The organism is Allomuricauda sp. ANG21 (assembly GCF_040705235.1).
Lineage (GTDB): Bacteria > Bacteroidota > Bacteroidia > Flavobacteriales > Flavobacteriaceae > Flagellimonas > Flagellimonas marina.
The window spans coordinates 22,070-40,330 of sequence record NZ_JBFCVT010000020.1; the positions used below are offsets into that span (position 1 = coordinate 22,070).

Consider the following 18,261-nt stretch of genomic DNA (forward strand, 5'->3'; position numbering starts at 1 on the left):
GCGATACACGCATTTCCCTAGCTATTTCGACATGTCGGTGAACCATGTTATTTTTTTGTTAACCAACACCTTACACTATATGTAACGTTAAAAAATTGACTTTCATATAAAAAACCCTCCAAAGGAGGGCTTTTCATAACTAACTAACTCAAAATTTGTAAAATGAAAACTAAAACATCCTACTACTTTGCCCCTGCGTAAGGGTCAAAACCTTCTGGGAGATACTTGGATGTATCAAAACCCAAATTTATTTCTTCGTCCTCCATGTAGTTGATGGAAGTTACTTCCAAAACATTGGTGTACGGGTCAAAACCTTTGGGCAGTTCATACGTACTGTCCAATCCTAGAGTTAATTCCACCTCATCCTCAATAAATTGAATGGCGTTCAGGTTAACATACACTTCGTAAGGTGAAAATCCTTCTGGAAGATAGTCTTGGGTATTAAAACCTAATTCCACATCCTCGTCTTCCAAATAATTGATGCCGTGTACATCCACAACTTGAGTATGGGGATCAAAACCTTCAGGAAGGTACGACTCGGTGTCAAATCCAAGTTCCAGTTCAACTTCGCTTTCTAGGTATATGATGGAATTCAAGTCAAAATAGGTTTTATAAGGATTAAAATCCTTGGGAAGATAATCAGCGGTATCAAAACCAAGGTCAAAATCGGTTTCTTCCTCAATAAACACTATGTCGTCCAAATTAAGCTCATACGTCCCATCGGACAAATTGGCTTCACTCCACTCAGCATTGATGTTCAATACTGTAAACTCATTTTCCAAGGTGTTGGCGGTCTCTGATTTGGTGTCTGTAACCACCGTCCCTTGTTGGTCACTTGCTATGGCGGAACTACTTAAAAGTACACATCCATAAATTAATAATAACTTGTTCATTTTTTGATTGAATTTTGTGATTGATGATATGCTTATAAGACTATTATGAATTTAAAATGTTACACCTTTTAGATTTTTTTCACGAAAAATAGATTCTCCTGAACCCCCGTAAAACATGGTGTTACAGTGCAAACCATCAGTAAAACGCAGGACTGCCAAAGATTTTGTCCTTTTCCAAAAAAAATTTCTATTAAGATTAATTTAACAATCTGCTTTAGGCGCTCATTTGTATTTTCAAGGTCCCAAAACACCAAAATGGATGGTTTTGTTCACCAAAAGAGGTTTCACCAAGGTTTACTATTACTTTAACGTAGCGCTTCGGGCATACTTTTGAATTCAAATAACCCTACAGCTTTGTAGGAAATTATAACCTTTGTTTTAGGTTTTAGTCATAAACCATGCTACTTGTCGATTATACCATACATTTCATCCTGTTTACATCGAATTAGGGGCATTTCGCAACATATCGTGCAGATTGACCAAAGGTTTGCCTACATTAGTAGTACCAAATCTCAAAAATCATGACCTACAAAGCTAAAAGCCTCATCTACTTTTCCTGTTTTGTGATTGCTTCATTCATTTATTATGGAGTGGAACAACAGGATAAATTCCAAGAAAACATCAGTTCAGAAACCGTTGTGGAAACACAATTCCAAGACTCCAACGAGTTGAACAACCCCCAAGACAATTTTAAAGAGGAGCAACAATAGGTTCCTCCCATTTGTTCTGTTAAAAGCTTCATAATTGTTTATAGGATGATTAAACCTTTGGACACTGCCCCTGTCCAAATAACAAATCATTAATATTTAGACATATGAAACAATTAGCAGTAGTAATGGCACTTTTGGTATCTCTAGGTGTCCTTGCACAAGGACAACATGGCCCTGGAATGCGAAAAGATCCTAAAATGGATATGACCGCTGAACAAATGGCCACATTGAAAACCAAGAAAATGACCTTGGCCCTAGATTTGACCAAGGTACAGCAACAAAAGGTCATGAGCATCAATTTGGAAGAGGCTGAATTTAAAAAGGCGAAGTGGGATGAGATGAAAGTTCTAAGAGAAAATGGTGAACGAAAAAAGCCCACAACTGAAGAGCAATTTGAAATGCAGAATGCACGATTGGACCATCAAATTGCACATCAGGAAAAAATGAGGGAAGTATTGAACGATGAACAATACCAAACCTGGAAAAAACTACGATTCGCGAAAGCGCATCACGGCAAAAAGAAAATGCAGGAGAAAGGAAGAAGAGGATAGTGTTTTTTGTTGATTTTTTAGAAGCCGCGCCTGCCATGGGCGTGGCTTCTTTTTTTGTTCACACAGAGAAAAAACATCATGCTAGAGTACCTGCTTTTTTAACGATAAATAGTATTATCGCCTTTTTTACAGATATTTAAAATTATCGGTTGTTTTACAGATATTTTAATTTATCTGCTTTTTTACGGATATTTTTGGTTATCTGCTAATAAACAGATATTTTTACGAGAAATACTAACAAATGGTTGCCATACTTACGGGGGACATTAAAAACTCCATGGAGCACAAAACCACCAAATGGCTTCCTATGCTAAAACAAGCCCTAAATAAATATGGTGCTGAGCCAAAGGAGTGGGAGATTTATCGAGGGGATAGTTTTCAATTGCAGACCACTCCGAAAAAAGCCCTGGAAGCATCCATATACATTAAGGCATGCCTTAAACAAATACGCCAATTGGATGTGCGTATAGCCATAGGATTGGGCACAAAAACCTACAATGGGCACAAAATAACCGAATCCAATGGTGAGGCCTTCGTAAATTCAGGGAAGTGTTTTGAAAATCTCAAAAAACAAAATCTTGCACTAAAATCACCAAACAATACCTTTGATCAACATATAAACCTATTATTGGAACTGGCACTTCTGACCATGGACAATTGGACGCCCGCCATTTCCAAAACAGTGAAAAGTGCCATCGAAAACCCAGCTATGAACCAAAAAGAGCTGGCAGCGATTCTTGGTAAATCGCAGGGAAACATCAGCGAGGAATTAAACAAGGCTGGTTTCGACGAAGTCCAAAAGATGATTCAATTCTACCAATCCCAACTCTCCCAACTATGATACTCGCACTTAAACTTATCTTGGCGCATTTTATTGGCGATTTTGTACTCCAACCCGCGCATTGGGTAGAGGATAAACTCCAAAACAAATGGAGATCCAAATACCTCTATTGGCATATTTCGGTACACTTATTGGCCCTACTGCTCATCCTCCAATTTCAACACTTAGGTGCCGTGGCCATCATTATTGTTTCCCATTTCCTCATTGATTTGGGTAAACTCAGTCTCACCAACCCAAAAAATTACCGTTGGCTTTTTGTAGTGGACCAAGTCCTTCATATCCTTGTCATTGGCGCCATGGTCTACTGGATTTCCCCTTTTGAAATTGATTTCAGTTTATTATTTGGGGAGAAGACATTGATTCTCATTACCTTTTTGGTATTTGTAACCTACGTGTGTGGGATTTTAATGCGAATGTTATTAGCTCCCTATATTGATGAAATCGCCAAAGACGATGAATCCACAGAAGGGGGTTCCCTCAAAAATGCCGGCACTTATATTGGTATGCTGGAGCGACTTTTTGTTTTCGGGTTTATTTTAATTCAACAATGGGCAGCCATTGGATTGTTGATTGCCGCCAAGTCCGTTTTCCGGTTTGGAGATCTTAACAAAGGGAAAAACCGTAAACTCACCGAGTATGTGCTTATTGGTACACTTCTAAGTTTCGGATTCGCCATTCTATCCGGAATTGCCTATAGTTATTTAATGACCCTTATCTAAATAAAAAACAGGCCCAAAGGGCCTGCTTCCAATTAAAATGCCAATTTTAACTATACTTCAACCGCTTGGTTCCAAATTCCGGTAGCTGCAGTTTCCGCTACATATTCTGAAAAATCCTTGGGTTTTCTTCCCAACACCTTTTCAATATCATGGGTAATGACCTCATTTGCCTTGTTCCCCAAAACTTCAGAAAATAGGTAATTAATCAACCATACATAATCTGAAGGCACACCGAAGTCCTCCATCATCTTGGTATATGCTGGAAGTGATATGGGCATAAATGTGATGTCACGTCCAGAAGCTTGTGCAATCTCATTCACTACTTCTGGAAAGGTTAAGAAGCGTGGACCTGTCAACTCATAGATTCTCCCATTGTGATTATCGTTCATCAATACTTCTACCACTACATCGGCAATGTCATTCGTATCTACATAAGGAACTTTGGCCTCAGCCTGGGGCAAGGCTACTTGTCCAGCCAAAATCGGGTCCAAGAAGAAGCTTTCACTAAAATTCTGATTAAACCAACTTGCTCGCACAATTGTGTGGTCAATTCCAGAATTGATGACCACCTGCTCACACAGTTCGGCCTCACGTTCTCCTTTTCCTGATAATAGCACTACTTTTTTTATTTGTTTCTGTTTTGCAACTTTTACAAATCCTTCAATAGCTTCCAAAGCCCCAGGCACCGCTAAATCGGGTTGAAAGGTAATGTATACCCTGTCCATACCTTCGAGTGCATCCGCCCAGGTTTTCGCATTTTCCCAATCAAAAGATGGAGTTTCACTACGTGAACCAATCCGGACATTCTGATTCAATTGAGCCAATCGCTCAACGACTTTACGTCCTGTTTTTCCTTTTCCACCGAGTACTAAATAATTTGCTTTCATGATTTTCTTGTTTTTGTTATTAGACTATTTTATTTTGAATTGATTGTTTTCTGACTGTTTGACTTTACCCTGAAACTCCAGAACAACACCGCAGTCAGCACAAACTCCACAGCGATCAACCAAAAGCTTGGCGCAGTGAAAAAACTATGGTAGGTTTCGCCATAAGGAGCCATCATATACGGAACCGTAATAAGTGCATCCATCAGGGCGCTGGTCAGAAAAAGTAAGGTTCCTACCATCAGTCCATGCGTTGTAGCGTCCTTTGTATAGTAGAACCACGAACCCATCCAAACTAAGGGAATCACGGCCAGTGAGAGTACCAGATTAGCCTGAAAATCCAAATCGTCCATAATCGGTATGAAATAGGACAATAGAAAAATGCTCACGCCCAANNTAAGTCCGATGAATACAGCTCTAAAGAATTTCATTTTGTTTTTGTTTTAGGATTACAGGACAAAATTGCATCAAGCTCACTAGGTCTATTTGTTTGAAAAGCAGTAAGATTTGTTTGAAAAGGATAACTTTGGGGAATGGCCTTCCCCTTAATCAACAAACGCAGATGGCGGATACTCCGGTTTTATTGCATTGGCTGGACCCTTGCCTTTGTTTTTCTGAGTATTGTTCGAGGAGTAGGGACTACCGAAATGGGAAGCCTTAAATTTGAAACCTCTTTCAGCCTATTGATTTCAGTAACCTTGGGGCCTATAATGGGATTGATTTCAGGCATTGGACAAATCCTCACCGAAGAACGGGTGCAACTACACCCATCCCTGATTTCTCTTCTCATCTTCCGGTTTATTTATGGCATCTTGTTTTTGATTCTATTGATTCTTGGAGCGTATACGGTTTACCAGTTCTACATTGGAACTTCTATTGGCCTAGTAGCTTTTGCAATAGATGAGGGCAGCACCGCTATCTATTTTTATGTGATTTCAGTAGATGTCTTTTTAACCTTTTTGCGGCATATTAATTTAATGCTCGGTGAAGGCAATTTGAGAAAACTTGTACAAGGAAAATTTTATACCCCTCATGAAGAGGAGCGCATTTTCATGTTTTTGGATTTATATTCCTCCACGAAGCTTGCGGAACAGTTGGGGCATTTGAACTATAGTTTACTGATTCAGGATTGCTTTAACGATCTAGGGAATGCCATTGGCAACAGCAATGCAGAAATATATCAATATGTGGGAGACGAAGCTGTACTGACATGGACTTTGAAAAACGGCCTGAAAAATGATAGTTGCCTCAAAGCGTTTTATAACTTCAAGTCAACTCTGGAGAAAAAGCGGGGATATTATGAAAAAAAGTATGGGGTACTCCCTTTTTTCAAAGCAGGAATGCACACTGGAATGGTCACTGTTACCGAAGTCGGGAAATATAAAAAAGAAATTGCTTATCACGGTGACACCTTGAACACAGCAGCCCGAATTCAAGAACAATGCAATAGTTTGGGTAGCGAATTGTTAATATCCGAAACGCTTGTCAACCTTTTCAATTCAAGTACATATTCCTTTGCTGCATTGGGTAGTATTTCCCTAAAGGGAAAAGAAGAAAAAGTGGTTCTTTTTGCCGTTTCACAAAATTGAGCGATTATTGCCGTATTTCGCTGGGACGAAACCCAAATTTTTTGGCAAAGGCATTGGAAAAAGAACTGAGGCTATCATAGCCTACCTGCCAAGCAGCCTCCTGCACTGTAACATCATGCTTTCGGAGTAGTTCATGGGCTTTGTTCATCCGTTCGTTTTGAAGGTATTTGAATACTGGAACCCCAAAGACCTCCTTAAAATTCTTTTTCAATTTAAAACTATTGAGGCCTATCTGCCTGGACAATTCTGTCAGTGATGGCGGGTTGTCCAACTGATTGGAAAGAATTTCCTTGGCCTGAAACAATTTCTCTCGCTCTGATGCCTTGATGCTCTCTCTGTCCATGGTGGCCAACTGGCCAAAAAAATGGGAAAGTAAAGCAGTCATCTGACTACGGAAGAACATCATTTTGGTCTTGCCTTCATATGAGTTATGAAAAATCTGTCCTACTATGCTTTGCATCTCAGGAGTCATAAAGAATTGTGGCCCTTCCACATAATGGTCTGACGGGTTCACCAATTGATTGAGCATTTCAGAGAACAATTCACCCTCTTCATTGGGCAATTTTGCCAAATTACGGGGCGAAGTTGCGATTACAATACATTCCAAAGGCTTGTCTGAAGTCACCGTATGCTCAAACACCACTTTTTCATCCGCATAAAAAGAGAGTGCCAATCCTTTGGTGTATTGAAAATCCTTCTGGGTGGTTCCATATTTTACCGATAAATCCACATTTCCCGAGCCATAGAAAGCCACAGCGATAACCGGTTCATCAAACAGACACGCGTCTTTTGTGGGCACATCGGCCTTGGCTTCTTCTACTAAAATGGTAAAATCGTTGATGTCTATGATGTCCCGGGTCATAACTCAAAGTTAGCCAGAAAGTTTGGATTCCTTAAAAACAAAAGGCCACCTTAAAAGGAGGCCCGATTGAATTTGACAACATTGCTATCACTAAAAAAAATTGTTCTCTTGTAAAACTTGCATACTCTGCAAAACATTATTTACGGCCAAGGTCATGGATTTGGCAGAAATAGTGGCCCCAGAAATGGCATCGATATCCTCACCGTAGATTAGACTTTCCCCTGCTTTTTTACCGATAAACTGTTTTAGCCATCGCTGACTGCCCACTTGACGTCCGTAATCTTCACGGTAAATTAAGATTTTGGATTTTTTAATGCTCAAATCTGGATTAAAGAGCACCACATAATCGAAAACATTTTTCATACTTGGCGCTTCTCCCAAGTACAAATAACCCAAAGAATTACCCCCTAGCAGAATATTAAAAAGATTTTCACCTCCCATTTCCACAGGTGTTTTTTTGTTCAAATCAGCATGTACTGCAAGCTGTTCCAAAGTAAACTCCTGTACCCCAAAAGTACTCTGTACAGCATTGTCTATTTTTTCCTGAAGTTTAGCTGGAATCTTCTGGGTGCCAAAACCAAAGAGGGAAAGGGCCGTAAAAATTACGGCCAAACTGAAAACCTTAAACTTACTTCCCCTCTGCATTTTTAGATGCTTTTTTATCTACAATAAATGTTTGTATCAATTGTGATATTTTGTCTTGACCCGCGTTGACTTCTTCCAAATTGTAGAAGTGCATAAAAAGTGGCGTGTTATCCACTTGCTTGAGCAAGGTCAAGTCTGTGCTTCTATCATAAACTTGGTCCCAAGATGCGCGTGCCTTAGCCCAGAAGTCCTTGTGCTGATTCCACCAGTCTTGGGCTATTTTGCATTTTTCATCCGCAACTTTGGTATAAATGTTCATCCCTTTTTCTTGGGCCAACAATACATCTGGCTCCCCTTCTTTACGAATGATTTTATCGTTATCCTGCTCATGTACCCAACCGTATGAAGTAATTTCTTGACGATTGCCCCTTTTCATGACATTGTAATCGCTACGTTTGGAATATTCCCGTCTAGGAAGTGGGGAATCCGTATCATTTTCCCAGAAATGTTTACCATCAAAATGCACCCAAGTAGCCGATCCGGAATATCTAGGACTATCATCCACTTGATATACCTTTTGGGTCCACTGCCCTTTTACTGCATCGGCAGGGAGCTTGTGAAAAGTCCAATTATTGTCCTTGTCGTAATAAAAAACATTTTGGTTTTCGTACAACCAATCCTGCCTCCAGTGTTTGATCACCACGGTATCATGAACAACCAACAAATGCTGTAGTGAAATTTTGTTCTCTTCATCTACAATGGGAATGGCCAACTCCAAAGCCTTGGCCGTGTAATCGAGTTTTTTTTCATAGTCGATTTCAGGGGCAAAAGTCTCTGTGTACTTGAATGTGATTTCAAAACAACCGCACATATCCTTTATGGCATTACGGTCCAATTCCTTTTTTTCTTGGGCTTGCATTGCCAATGTCACTGCAAGGGCAAGTGCGGTAAAAATGATTGATTTCTTCATAGTGTTATTTAGTTAGACTGCTCAAAAATTGTTTCAACAAAAATATTAATATTATTTAGACTGAATTAAAATAACTTATATATTTGCGACAAATCTAACTAGAATGAGTCTAAATAAAAATAAGTTTCTCATTTATTTTTCATTTTTTTTCTGCGCTTTAGCACTTGCACAAGAATCTGAAACGGTGGAACAAGACTCAATGGCCATGCAGCAATTGGAAGAAGTGGTGCTCACGGGCCAAATCAACAAACAGAGTGTGGACAAATCGGTTTTTGAGGTAAAAGTGATTCCACGAGAAACCATGGACCGCTTGGCCGGCAATACCTTGGCAGATGTCCTTAACCAATCCCTCAACATAAGTATTCAACCCAATCCTTCCACGGGAAAGAGCAGTGTAGAGCTGTTCGGATTGGATGGCCAATACTTTAAAGTTCTGGTAGACAATATTCCCTTGATCAACGATGAAGGGTTTGGAAACAATGCCGATCTCACCCAAATAAATTTGGATGACATTGAGCAAGTAGAGATTGTGGAAGGTTCCATGGGTGTACAATNNATGGCTCTAATGCGGTTTCTGGTATCATCAATATCATTACCCGAAAAGATTCAGAATACCAATGGGAAATCACCCCGTATCTACAGGAAGAGACCATTGGCAATGAATTTGGTTTTTTTGACCAGGGAAGGCATATTCAATCTCTTTCGGTTGGGCATCGATTTTCTGATAAATGGTATGTCAACGGAAATGTTACCCACAACAATTTTACGGGCCATTACAACCATCGTGAAGGCGAATTTCATCCCTTGAACGATGGCCTCAGAGGGTACGAATGGCTTCCAAAGACACAATACTCGGGTAAAGGGCTGGTGAATTATTCCGGAAAAAACTTTAGGTCGTTTTACCGCATGGAGTATTTCAATGAACGTGTACAGCGGTACGACTCCGTGGTCCGGGAAAACTACAATCCTTCCACCCAAACCAGCAATCCCACTGCCACCGATGCCGAATTCACTTCTCAAAGAATCTTTAACCACTTTAATATCACCGGAAAGTTTTTGCAAGCCATTACCTATGACATTTCGGCGTCTTATCAACAACAGAAAAGAGATGTGGAGCAGTATAACTTCCGCATAAATACTAGAGAAAAATTTGATGTGGATTCCCAAGAATACGAGTCCAGAAAGGGCATTTATTCGAGGGGAACTTTCAACGATTTTTTTCAATCGGAGAAAGTAGGCCTACAATTAGGCTACGAACTGAGTAACATCAAAGGGTATTCCTCCCCTTTGGCGGGTACGTTCAGCGGTAACAGCATAGACCGCAGATTGGAAGCATATGATGCGTTTGCAACAGCAGAAATTGAACTGGGCCAACGATTCTCATTTAGACCGGGCACACGGGCCATGTTCTCCTCACAATTTAAAACACAGATGGCCCACTCCCTGAGTGCCAAGTATGCTTTTGACAATGGGTATCAGCTCCGGGCCGTGTTGGGAACATCGCCACGAAATCCCAATTTTGACGAACTGTTCACCTATTTTGTAGACGTTAACCATGATGTTCGCGGGAACACCAATTTAAGTCCAGAGCGAGGCATATCATCCTTTCTTCACCTTAAAAAGAACTTTTTCCCAGAAGACATGTCTTGGCGATTGAGCTCCAAAATCTCTGCGTGGTACCTCAATGTGGATGACCGTATTGAGCTCACCATCGTCAATCCAAGCCCATTGGCCTTCCAGTACAACAACATCGATGTATACCGTAACTGGGGCGCTTCCTTTACCAACAAATTGGTCCATGGCAACCTTCAATTTGATTTGGGTCTATCCTTCTCCGGGGAGAGCAAAGTACTTAACAGCGAGGAATCCTTCAACGATGATTATCTCTATGCCCTTCAGGTCAGTTCGAATATCGGGTATCAAATTCCAAAGATAAACACCATGGTGTCCTTTTTCTTCAAGTACAATGGTCCCGAGTATCAGTTCATCTTGGATACAAATCAAGATGACCCCAGTTTTATTCGGTCTAAAAGGGACGGCTACGGCTGGATGGACGGTTCTATCCGAAAAACATTTATGGACAACAAACTGCACCTCACTTTAGGGGCCAGAAACCTATTGGATATCACTAGAATCAACACCTCGACCGTATCCAGTGGCGGCGTGCACTCGTCACCCAACAATGGACTGCTGCTGGGCTATGGCAGGTCTTTTTTTGTAAAGCTTTTATATAACCTAAATATTTAATCCTAAAACCAATTTCATGAAAAATTATGTTCTATATGTACTATCGCTGGCCTTTTTGTTGATGGGCACCAGTTGCAGTGACGATGACGGCGGTGGCAATACCCCACAGGAATTTGTGGTTGCTTTTCAAAATCCGTCATTGAGTTTCGATACGGTTGATACCGAAAAAGAGGTCAATCTGGTATTCTCTACCACAGCGCCCGAAGATGGTTCTGTTACAATCACATACACCACTGAAAATGCAGTATATGATACCGATTTCACCACGGAACCTGCTGGTATTTCAGGTGAATTGACCATAAATTTTACGGGGGGTTCCACAGGAACATCGTTTACTTTCAATAAACTCCAAGACGCTATTGAAGGTATTGCCAAGTCCGTTAGTTTTACAATATCTGCGGTAAGTGTTGCGGATGCCACTATTCAAGGGAACACCCAGTTGGCCGTTAGCTTTACCGAAACAGCCGCACCATCAGGTACCACCTCACCAGAAGTGGGTGGTCCAAATCAAGATAACCAAGTGTACGTGGATTTGAGCTCCCTTACCGAAACCACAGCCATTCGGGATAGCTGGGACCTTGCGTTCTATAGCGGTGATGCCTTCAGGGTAAAAATCAATGGTTCCATTTTTATGGCAGTGGCCGCATTGGAGAGTACAGATATTGATGCTGTTACCCCTGCTGATGTGGAAACGTTACAACCTCAAGTGGCCGTCGGCACCTTCGATGCTGCAAACATGGCCTATGTGGATGATGTAACTGGCAATTTGGAAGGCACCGCCATTGCAGCTATTTCTGAGACTGATGCAGATAACCCTGTGTATTTGGTAAACCTTGGATTTGAAGTGGGCACCGAAGACCCTGAGGCAGGGGCCGTAGCTGTAAGTGGTGACCCAAGGGGTTGGAAAAAAATCCGAATCTTGCGCGATGGTGATGACTATGTTTTGCAATATGCTGACTTGGATGCGACCGAACACGAAGAAGTGACTATTTCCAAAACATCAGGGTATCATTTCACCTTTTTCAGTTTTGATACCGAAGAAACTGTGGATGTTCAACCGGCAGCGGACCGATGGGATATCAGTTTTACTGTATTTACCAATGAAATAGAGGGCTTTGGCTCCTATGGATATTCAGACTTTATTACAACCAATGTACTAAGTGGTGCAACCGCTTATTGGGTTGAAACTTCTTCAACTGCTTATGCCGACTTTACTTTGGCGAATGTGGATGAAGGATTGTTCCAAAACGACCAACGCGGCATTGGAAGCAATTGGAGAAACGGAGGAGGCCCAGGTACATTGCCTTCTTTAAAAGATGATGTGTTTTTTGTACTAAAAGACACGGATGGCAACGTATACAAAATCAGGTTTACGGCTTTGACCAATGAAAGTGGGGTTCGAGGCTATCCAGCCTTTGAGTTCGCACTTTTATAACTAAATATTCGGAAACTCATTGTTACCCATAGCACCTTTTGTTATCGACCCTTGTGGTTAATTTTGAGTTAGTTTGTGTGAAAACCGGGGCAAATGTCCCGGTTTTTTAGTTTCATACCACTAAATCCTTTTAAGGCAGCAAATAAATGGATAGCGTTAACCCAAACTCCTGCCCTACGATATCTTTATGGAAAATAGTAACTTGATGGATGACATGGGCGTAATCGCAACAAATAAACGGGAATTAAAATTCTATTATAACTCCGCTTCCGCTATAGGCAAGCAAGCTTTGGGTTATGTAAAAGCATCCAATAAAAAAGTGCTGGAGATTGATGTGGCCAAGACCAAAGTTACCGCTACACAATGGTCCGAGTTGGCCGATTTGTTGAACATTCCCATTAAAGATGTCATCAATACGGAGCACCCCGATTTTGTATCAAAATATGGGGAGAACCCAGATATTCCCGATGAGAACGATTGGCTCCATATTTTGGAGAAAAATCCACACGTATTCCAAAATCCCATTGTGGTAAACGGGGACAAGGCCATACGTATTGAAACACCATCAGATATTGCCCAAATGCTGGACGGGGAAGAACAATAGTCAACACATGCGTAAACCAATAATGGCTGAACAGAAATCTATTAAAAAAAGGAAAATGGCCCTCTGGGCCATTTTTATCATGGTAGTACTTGGGGTCGCTGCCCAATTGCTGTTCACCAACAAGGTAAAGTCTGTCCTCGCCAAAGATGTACCCGCACACATACATCTGGAATATAGCTCGTTGGTTACCAACGTGTTATTGGGCAGTATCACCTTAGATAGCATCAGTTTTGACCATAAAGAACAGCTGTTCAATGTTCAGGCCAAGCAAGTTAAAGTTTCTGGTTTAGGCTTTTGGGCCCTACTCACCAAAGGGGATATTTCTATTTCTGATTTGAGTTTGGAAGAGCCCATAATGGTCCTTCAGAATAAAAAAAAGGATTCCACCAAAACCCCATCAAACTCTTCCAAAAAGAATGACTCAACTATAATTTCCATTGAAAACTTCAGCATCAAAAAGGGGCAGTTGGAGGTGCTGGCAAACCAAACAGACAGCACGCAGTTGTCCATCCAAGACCTTAATTTCTCCGTAAGCGAAATTCAGTTCAGTCCAGAAACCGCCCAAAACAAAATTCCGTTTACCTACAATTCGTATGAACTGAGCACCCAAAAGCTGTATTATGATATGGGTCCCTACGAATTTTTGCAGCTTGATGCATTGCAATTCACTCCCGAAGAAAGTCACATCACCAATCTTGTACTTCGGTCCAAATACAGTCGGGACGAATTGTCCAAAAAACTGCTGAAAGAGCGTGATCATTTTGACCTTGCCATCCACACCATTACCCTGAATCAGTTTCAATTTGGGTATACGGCTGAAGAACTTCAGCTTCACATCCAAGAAATCACCTTACAAGAACCTTATTTTCAAGTATACCGGGATAAACTCCTCCCTGACGACACCTCGCATAAAAAATTGTACAATCAAGCCCTCCGGGATTTGCCCCTAAATCTTCAGGTGGACACTATTGCCATTCAAAACGGCACGCTCACCTACGAGGAACGTTTGGAGTACGATGTAGACCCGCACAGTCTTCGTTTCACGGAACTTTCGGCCCACATCAACAATCTACACAGCAAAAATGAAGGTAAAGTTCGCGTGAACACCGAAGCGCAACTCATGGGTGACGGTTATCTTACATTGGATTGGTCCTTTGACCCCCAGAGCAAGGCCAACAACTTTTTGGCATCGGGAACCCTTTCCGATTTTGAGACCGAATCCATCAATCCCTTCCTAAAAACCAATCTCCGGGCCGAGGTAACCGGAACCGTGAACCAAATGTACTTTACCATCAGCGGGAATGAGGTAAAAGCCAGCGGGGATATGAAAATGAACTACGACCAATTTGAATTTGTGGTGCTGAAAAAGGATCGCTTGGGCGTGAACAAACTGCTCACCGCCGTGGTGAACATCTTCGCCCGAAAAAACTCGGACACCGACCCTGAAGGCTATCGCTATGGATATTTTGAGGTGGAACGCAACACGGACAAATCCTTCTTCAATTATTTGTGGATCAACCTAAAAGCCGGACTGTTGCATACGGTGACCGGAAGTGGTAAAAAGAAAAAATAACTGAGTATGGCCGCACAACGCAAACGCATGTACAAGAGAAAACGCTTTCTGGTTCCGGCCATCATCATCATATTGTTGGTGGCGTTTCGGTTGGTGCTGCCCTATATTGTAAAGAATTATGTGAACAAGGTCCTGGCCGATATTCCCGGGTACTACGGTCAGGTGGAGGATATTGACCTTTCCCTGATTACTGGGGCCTATACCATAGACCAACTGTATTTGAACAAGGTGAATGCCGATACGGAGATTCCCTTTCTCAATTTTGAACGGACGAACATTTCCATTGAGTGGAAGTCGCTTTTCAAGGGCAAGATTGTGAGCGAAATAAACATGACCCACCCCTCGCTCATTTATGTGTTCGAGGACCAACAAAAAAAATCTGAGGAGGATGCCGATATTGACGATTGGACCAAGGCGTTGACGGATTTGGTACCCATTGACATCAATAAACTGGAAATTCATGACGGCAAGGTGGCTTTTGTGCAGCTCACCGCCGACCCCAATATTGACCTCCACCTCAACCAAATAGAACTCTACGCCACCAACCTGCGCAATGTGGAACGTACTGGCGAGCGACTCCCCTCCGACCTCGTGGCCGATGCCGTCTCCATTGGTGAAGGAAACCTGCATTTGGAAGGCCAAATGGACTTGGTAAAGCAAATCCCCGATATGGATTTGGCCCTCTCCCTGGAAAACGCCAACGCTACCGCCCTCAATGATTTTACGGACCACTACGCGGGCATTGATTTTGACGAGGGGGAATTTAATTTCTATGGTGAAATGGCCATTGCGGATGGCTATCTGCAAGGTTCCCTAAAACCCATTATTAAAAATGCCAAATTGATTGGCAAGGAAGACGCCTTTTTGGAAACATTGTGGGAGGGCTTTGTGGGCTTCTTTAAGTTTGTGCTGAAGAACCACAAGGAAAACACCCTCGCCACCAAAGTACCCATTGAAGGCGACCTTAACGATGTAAAGACCAAGACCTGGCCCACCGTGCTCAATATCTTTAAAAATGGATGGATAGAAGCGTTTAAAAATATGGTGGATGACGACATTGACTTCAAGGACGTACAGAAAACGGCTAACAAAAAAAGTTAAAGCTTTAGACGTAAGATGTCAGACTTCAGATATTAGACTTCAGATATCAGATGTCAGAACTAAGACATCAGACCTCTGAACCACTGAATACTGCCTACTGACTTCTGATATCTGACCACTGCCTACTGTTCATTGCTCATTGTTCATTGCAAATTGTAGATTTCCCCTAGTTTTTTTAAGGTTTTTCCGCAATTCTAATTGACTGAAATTCGGTACTTTAACAGCTCAAAACTCCCCCTCCCTCAAGTCTTAGTGGACCATCCTTTATTTAAATAAAGAGGACTGATTGTATCGGTTATACCCGATTTGGGTGTATATGGATATGTTTTATGCTTATATAACCAATTTAGCAACAAGGCGAAAACAAAAAAGTAACTGAAAAAATGAAAGTATTAGGATTTAATTTTGCAAAGAATGACTTCAGGTTTGCAGTTCTTGAAGACAGTTCCAACCCACCAACAATAATTGACAAGAATAAAATTGTTCTTCCTAATATGGAAACGGACGAATTAATGGAGTGGTTTGAAACTCAAATCACATTAATAATTGACAAACATAGTCCGGATAAAATTTCACATAAGGTTTCGTCTGCTTTATCTTCTTTAAGTCAAATTAAAAACTCTTGCTATCCACAGGGTATTTTAAATTTAATTGCAAAGAAAAAAGGAATTTTTATTAATTCATATTCACCACAGGGAATTAATGCAACCAAATTTGGACAGCCAAAGAAAACAGATGTTTATAAACACATTGACCCAATTATTGGAATACATAAACCATATTGGGATAAGGCAACAAAAGATGCAGTATTGGTTGCATGGTTTAATTTAATGTAATGGCGAAAGAGAAATTAGATAAATTTCAAATCATTGACCACATTGGAAATGGTTTTTTTGGACACGTATTTTTGTGTTACGACCCATTTCTTCAGAAAGAAATAGCAGTTAAAGTTATTAAAGTTACTGACCCAGTTAAGTTTATTAATGCAGTTAAAGAAGGTCAAACTTTAGATTTTTGCAGACACAAACACATTGTTGATGTTAAAGATGTTAGAGCTACAATTTTCCGTGGAGAACAGGTAGTAATAATAGTTATGGAGTACCTATCCAAAGGCTCAATTCAAAGACATATAGAAAAACGATTTATAACGGTAAAAGATTCCTGTCGTGTTATTCAACAAGCTCTTTTAGGACTTGAACACGCACACAACAATAATGTTTTGCACCGTGATATTAAGCCTGCAAACATAATGTTTGGAGACAATGATGAAGTAAAATTATCTGATTTTGGATTAGCTATCAATTATCACGCAGAACCAAGTAATCTTTTAGGCTATCGCCCACACCAACCTCTGGAAGTGATTGAAGGCAATCCAATGGATAAAATATCTGATATTTATGCTACTGGCTTAACTTTTTACCGCTTATTAAACAATACGAACAAATTAGATTTTACGTTTGCAACTATTGAGGAATGGAAAAAAGCGGTTAAAAAAGATAAATTTCCGCCAAGAATATTTCTGCAACATATTCCCGAAAAAATTATTAAAATTTTAAAAAAAGCGATTCACAAAAACAAAGGTACTCGTTATCAAAATTGTAATGATTTTCGACAAGCAATTGACCGATTAAGTTTTGATATTGATTGGGTGCAAGTTGATGATGATAATTGGACAGGTCATAACAACGGAGATAACTACGAAATGACTAAAACCAAAAAAAGAAATGGCTGGACTATTGATTTCAAAAAGAATGGAATTAGGAAAACTGAACATTGTTCAAAAAATGTTCCTGATGACAAAGTTGAAATAGAATTTTTTGAAGTGATTAGAAAAACAACATTAAAATAAAGCCCAGTTGCTAACAATGTATATAAAAAATTAGGCGAAACAGTAATAAATTCAAGGCTTTTGGCTTGTATTAAACTTATTGCTTAGCCGAAAGTTTGAGGCTTATAAATCGCCTACTTTTCATACACTAACCGTTGTATGCAAAGATGACAAGTCGAATAGAGCATAAAATTAAAAACATGAATACGAAGAATGTTATACTGATTTCTTTTCTGATATTAACCTCTATTCATTCATTCGGACAAATAGAACAAGACAGTATTGGTACAATTCAAGAAGTCGAAAATGAGGTGGAAAAAAAGGCTGTAATCAAACAGTTGGAAGTTCCTATCTATAAATTATTTCCTACGGAAAACACTTGGGCTTTGCTTAAATTGAACACCCGAAATGGGAAAATATGGCAAGTACATTACTCAATCTCGAAAGATAATTTCGAAGGTACAATAAGCATAAACTCATATTCACTCGTGTTTCCTGAAGAAGAAATAAATGGCAGATTTAACCTTTATCCTACCCCGAATATGTACAATTTTATACTACTTGACCAAGTAAATGGGAACACATACAAAGTACAGTGGAATAATGAGGACGATAAGAGATTTATCAGACGTATATATTAAGCTGGACGTGGATGTTCGGGAATTGTTGGTATCTACAAAATCATATCACAAATGTCATTTCGAACTGACTGAAAGGAATGTGAGAANNGATTTCTCAATCGTCACTGCATTCCTCATATCGAAATGACACGGACAAGTCATTTCGAACCCTTGTCCCGAGCTTGCGAGGGAGCTAAGGGAGTGTGAGAAATCTAACCTCAACAATGAGATTTCTCAATAGTAACTACG

General features: G+C 40.4%; 19 protein-coding genes. 13 read left to right on the forward strand and 6 right to left on the reverse strand.

What is annotated here, in order from left to right:
- Positions 1-182: 182 nt before the first annotated feature.
- Positions 183-893, reverse strand: coding sequence for a hypothetical protein (locus AB1A65_RS17350; RefSeq protein WP_366591181.1), 711 nt, complete (start codon positions 891-893; stop codon positions 183-185).
- 521 nt (positions 894-1,414) lie between these two features.
- Here AB1A65_RS17350 and AB1A65_RS17355 point away from each other — a divergent pair.
- From AB1A65_RS17355 to AB1A65_RS17370, 4 genes are all read left to right on the forward strand, one after another.
- Complete coding sequence (locus AB1A65_RS17355; RefSeq protein ID WP_366591182.1) at positions 1,415-1,603, forward strand: hypothetical protein; 189 nt, start codon at positions 1,415-1,417, stop codon at positions 1,601-1,603.
- A 104-nt stretch (positions 1,604-1,707) separates the two neighbouring features.
- Positions 1,708-2,154, forward strand: a complete 447-nt coding sequence (locus AB1A65_RS17360) for a hypothetical protein (RefSeq protein WP_366591183.1) — start codon at positions 1,708-1,710, stop codon at positions 2,152-2,154.
- A gap of 241 nt (positions 2,155-2,395) precedes the next feature.
- A complete protein-coding gene (locus AB1A65_RS17365) occupies positions 2,396-2,995 on the forward strand; it encodes a transcriptional regulator (RefSeq protein WP_366591184.1) in 600 nt (199 codons plus the stop codon).
- Complete coding sequence (locus tag AB1A65_RS17370) at positions 2,992-3,714, forward strand: DUF3307 domain-containing protein (protein ID WP_366591185.1); 723 nt, start codon at positions 2,992-2,994, stop codon at positions 3,712-3,714. Before AB1A65_RS17365 ends, AB1A65_RS17370 begins: the two co-directional genes overlap by 4 nt.
- A gap of 50 nt (positions 3,715-3,764) precedes the next feature.
- Here the strand turns inward: AB1A65_RS17370 and AB1A65_RS17375 are convergent, their stop codons facing one another.
- Positions 3,765-4,601, reverse strand: coding sequence for an NAD(P)H-binding protein (locus AB1A65_RS17375; protein WP_366591186.1), 837 nt, complete (start codon positions 4,599-4,601; stop codon positions 3,765-3,767).
- 29 nt (positions 4,602-4,630) lie between these two features.
- Entirely contained in the window at positions 4,631-5,029 is a 399-nt protein-coding gene (locus AB1A65_RS17380) for a DUF5367 family protein (protein WP_366591187.1), read from the reverse strand.
- A 102-nt stretch (positions 5,030-5,131) separates the two neighbouring features.
- Here AB1A65_RS17380 and AB1A65_RS17385 point away from each other — a divergent pair, with 102 nt between their 5' ends.
- Positions 5,132-6,187 carry an adenylate/guanylate cyclase domain-containing protein gene (locus AB1A65_RS17385; RefSeq protein WP_366591188.1) on the forward strand — a complete coding sequence of 352 codons (1,056 nt, stop codon included), beginning with the start codon at positions 5,132-5,134 and terminating at the stop codon, positions 6,185-6,187.
- Positions 6,188-6,191: 4 nt separating this feature from the next.
- On the opposite strand, the gene AB1A65_RS17390 is transcribed toward AB1A65_RS17385, so the two are convergent.
- The 3 genes from AB1A65_RS17390 to AB1A65_RS17400 form a co-directional block, all read right to left on the reverse strand.
- Positions 6,192-7,049: an AraC family transcriptional regulator gene (locus AB1A65_RS17390; RefSeq protein WP_366591189.1), complete on the reverse strand. Its 858-nt coding sequence runs from the start codon at positions 7,047-7,049 to the stop codon at positions 6,192-6,194.
- 90 nt (positions 7,050-7,139) lie between these two features.
- Positions 7,140-7,694 carry an FMN-binding protein gene (locus tag AB1A65_RS17395; protein ID WP_366591190.1) on the reverse strand — a complete coding sequence of 185 codons (555 nt, stop codon included), beginning with the start codon at positions 7,692-7,694 and terminating at the stop codon, positions 7,140-7,142.
- The gene (locus AB1A65_RS17400) at positions 7,678-8,604 is read right to left on the reverse strand and encodes a DUF6607 family protein (RefSeq protein ID WP_366591191.1); all 927 of its coding nucleotides are present in this window, start codon (positions 8,602-8,604) and stop codon (positions 7,678-7,680) included. The genes AB1A65_RS17395 and AB1A65_RS17400 overlap by 17 nt, the downstream gene beginning before the upstream one ends.
- A 103-nt stretch (positions 8,605-8,707) precedes the next feature.
- Here AB1A65_RS17400 and AB1A65_RS17405 point away from each other — a divergent pair, with 103 nt between their 5' ends.
- From AB1A65_RS17405 to AB1A65_RS17440, 8 genes are all read left to right on the forward strand, one after another.
- Complete coding sequence (locus tag AB1A65_RS17405) at positions 8,708-9,412, forward strand: Plug domain-containing protein (protein ID WP_366591192.1); 705 nt, start codon at positions 8,708-8,710, stop codon at positions 9,410-9,412.
- A complete protein-coding gene (locus AB1A65_RS17410) occupies positions 9,409-10,851 on the forward strand; it encodes an outer membrane beta-barrel protein (RefSeq protein ID WP_366591193.1) in 1,443 nt (480 codons plus the stop codon). Before AB1A65_RS17405 ends, AB1A65_RS17410 begins: the two co-directional genes overlap by 4 nt.
- Positions 10,852-10,867: 16 nt before the next feature.
- The gene (locus tag AB1A65_RS17415; protein ID WP_366591194.1) at positions 10,868-12,286 is read left to right on the forward strand and encodes an HmuY family protein; all 1,419 of its coding nucleotides are present in this window, start codon (positions 10,868-10,870) and stop codon (positions 12,284-12,286) included.
- A gap of 187 nt (positions 12,287-12,473) precedes the next feature.
- Positions 12,474-12,890 (forward strand): hypothetical protein, encoded by a 417-nt coding sequence (locus AB1A65_RS17420; RefSeq protein WP_366591195.1) that lies wholly within the window; start codon positions 12,474-12,476, stop codon positions 12,888-12,890.
- Between the two features lie 7 nt (positions 12,891-12,897).
- Positions 12,898-14,463: a DUF748 domain-containing protein gene (locus tag AB1A65_RS17425; RefSeq protein WP_366591196.1), complete on the forward strand. Its 1,566-nt coding sequence runs from the start codon at positions 12,898-12,900 to the stop codon at positions 14,461-14,463.
- Positions 14,464-14,469: 6 nt separating this feature from the next.
- Entirely contained in the window at positions 14,470-15,564 is a 1,095-nt protein-coding gene (locus AB1A65_RS17430; RefSeq protein ID WP_366591197.1) for a DUF748 domain-containing protein, read from the forward strand.
- A 383-nt stretch (positions 15,565-15,947) separates the two neighbouring features.
- The gene (locus AB1A65_RS17435) at positions 15,948-16,400 is read left to right on the forward strand and encodes a hypothetical protein (protein WP_366591198.1); all 453 of its coding nucleotides are present in this window, start codon (positions 15,948-15,950) and stop codon (positions 16,398-16,400) included.
- Complete coding sequence (locus AB1A65_RS17440; RefSeq protein WP_366591199.1) at positions 16,400-17,413, forward strand: serine/threonine-protein kinase; 1,014 nt, start codon at positions 16,400-16,402, stop codon at positions 17,411-17,413. The genes AB1A65_RS17435 and AB1A65_RS17440 overlap by 1 nt, the downstream gene beginning before the upstream one ends.
- Positions 17,414-18,261 lie beyond the last annotated feature (848 nt).

Bases quoted from the DNA above. Each gene is read 5' to 3' on its own strand.
- AB1A65_RS17430 (WP_366591197.1), top strand. From the start codon at position 14,470: ATGGCCGCACAACGCAAACGCATGTACAAGAGAAAACGCTTTCTGGTT.
- AB1A65_RS17360 (WP_366591183.1), top strand. From the start codon at position 1,708: ATGAAACAATTAGCAGTAGTAATGGCACTTTTGGTATCTCTAGGTGTC.
- AB1A65_RS17355 (WP_366591182.1), top strand. From the start codon at position 1,415: ATGACCTACAAAGCTAAAAGCCTCATCTACTTTTCCTGTTTTGTGATT.
- AB1A65_RS17425 (WP_366591196.1), top strand. From the start codon at position 12,898: ATGCGTAAACCAATAATGGCTGAACAGAAATCTATTAAAAAAAGGAAA.
- AB1A65_RS17420 (WP_366591195.1), top strand. From the start codon at position 12,474: ATGGAAAATAGTAACTTGATGGATGACATGGGCGTAATCGCAACAAAT.
- AB1A65_RS17375 (WP_366591186.1), bottom strand. From the start codon at position 4,601: ATGAAAGCAAATTATTTAGTACTCGGTGGAAAAGGAAAAACAGGACGT.
- AB1A65_RS17440 (WP_366591199.1), top strand. From the start codon at position 16,400: ATGGCGAAAGAGAAATTAGATAAATTTCAAATCATTGACCACATTGGA.
- AB1A65_RS17415 (WP_366591194.1), top strand. From the start codon at position 10,868: ATGAAAAATTATGTTCTATATGTACTATCGCTGGCCTTTTTGTTGATG.
- AB1A65_RS17350 (WP_366591181.1), bottom strand. From the start codon at position 893: ATGAACAAGTTATTATTAATTTATGGATGTGTACTTTTAAGTAGTTCC.
- AB1A65_RS17385 (WP_366591188.1), top strand. From the start codon at position 5,132: ATGGCCTTCCCCTTAATCAACAAACGCAGATGGCGGATACTCCGGTTT.
- AB1A65_RS17395 (WP_366591190.1), bottom strand. From the start codon at position 7,694: ATGCAGAGGGGAAGTAAGTTTAAGGTTTTCAGTTTGGCCGTAATTTTT.
- AB1A65_RS17435 (WP_366591198.1), top strand. From the start codon at position 15,948: ATGAAAGTATTAGGATTTAATTTTGCAAAGAATGACTTCAGGTTTGCA.
- AB1A65_RS17400 (WP_366591191.1), bottom strand. From the start codon at position 8,604: ATGAAGAAATCAATCATTTTTACCGCACTTGCCCTTGCAGTGACATTG.
- AB1A65_RS17365 (WP_366591184.1), top strand. From the start codon at position 2,396: ATGGTTGCCATACTTACGGGGGACATTAAAAACTCCATGGAGCACAAA.
- AB1A65_RS17390 (WP_366591189.1), bottom strand. From the start codon at position 7,049: ATGACCCGGGACATCATAGACATCAACGATTTTACCATTTTAGTAGAA.
- AB1A65_RS17370 (WP_366591185.1), top strand. From the start codon at position 2,992: ATGATACTCGCACTTAAACTTATCTTGGCGCATTTTATTGGCGATTTT.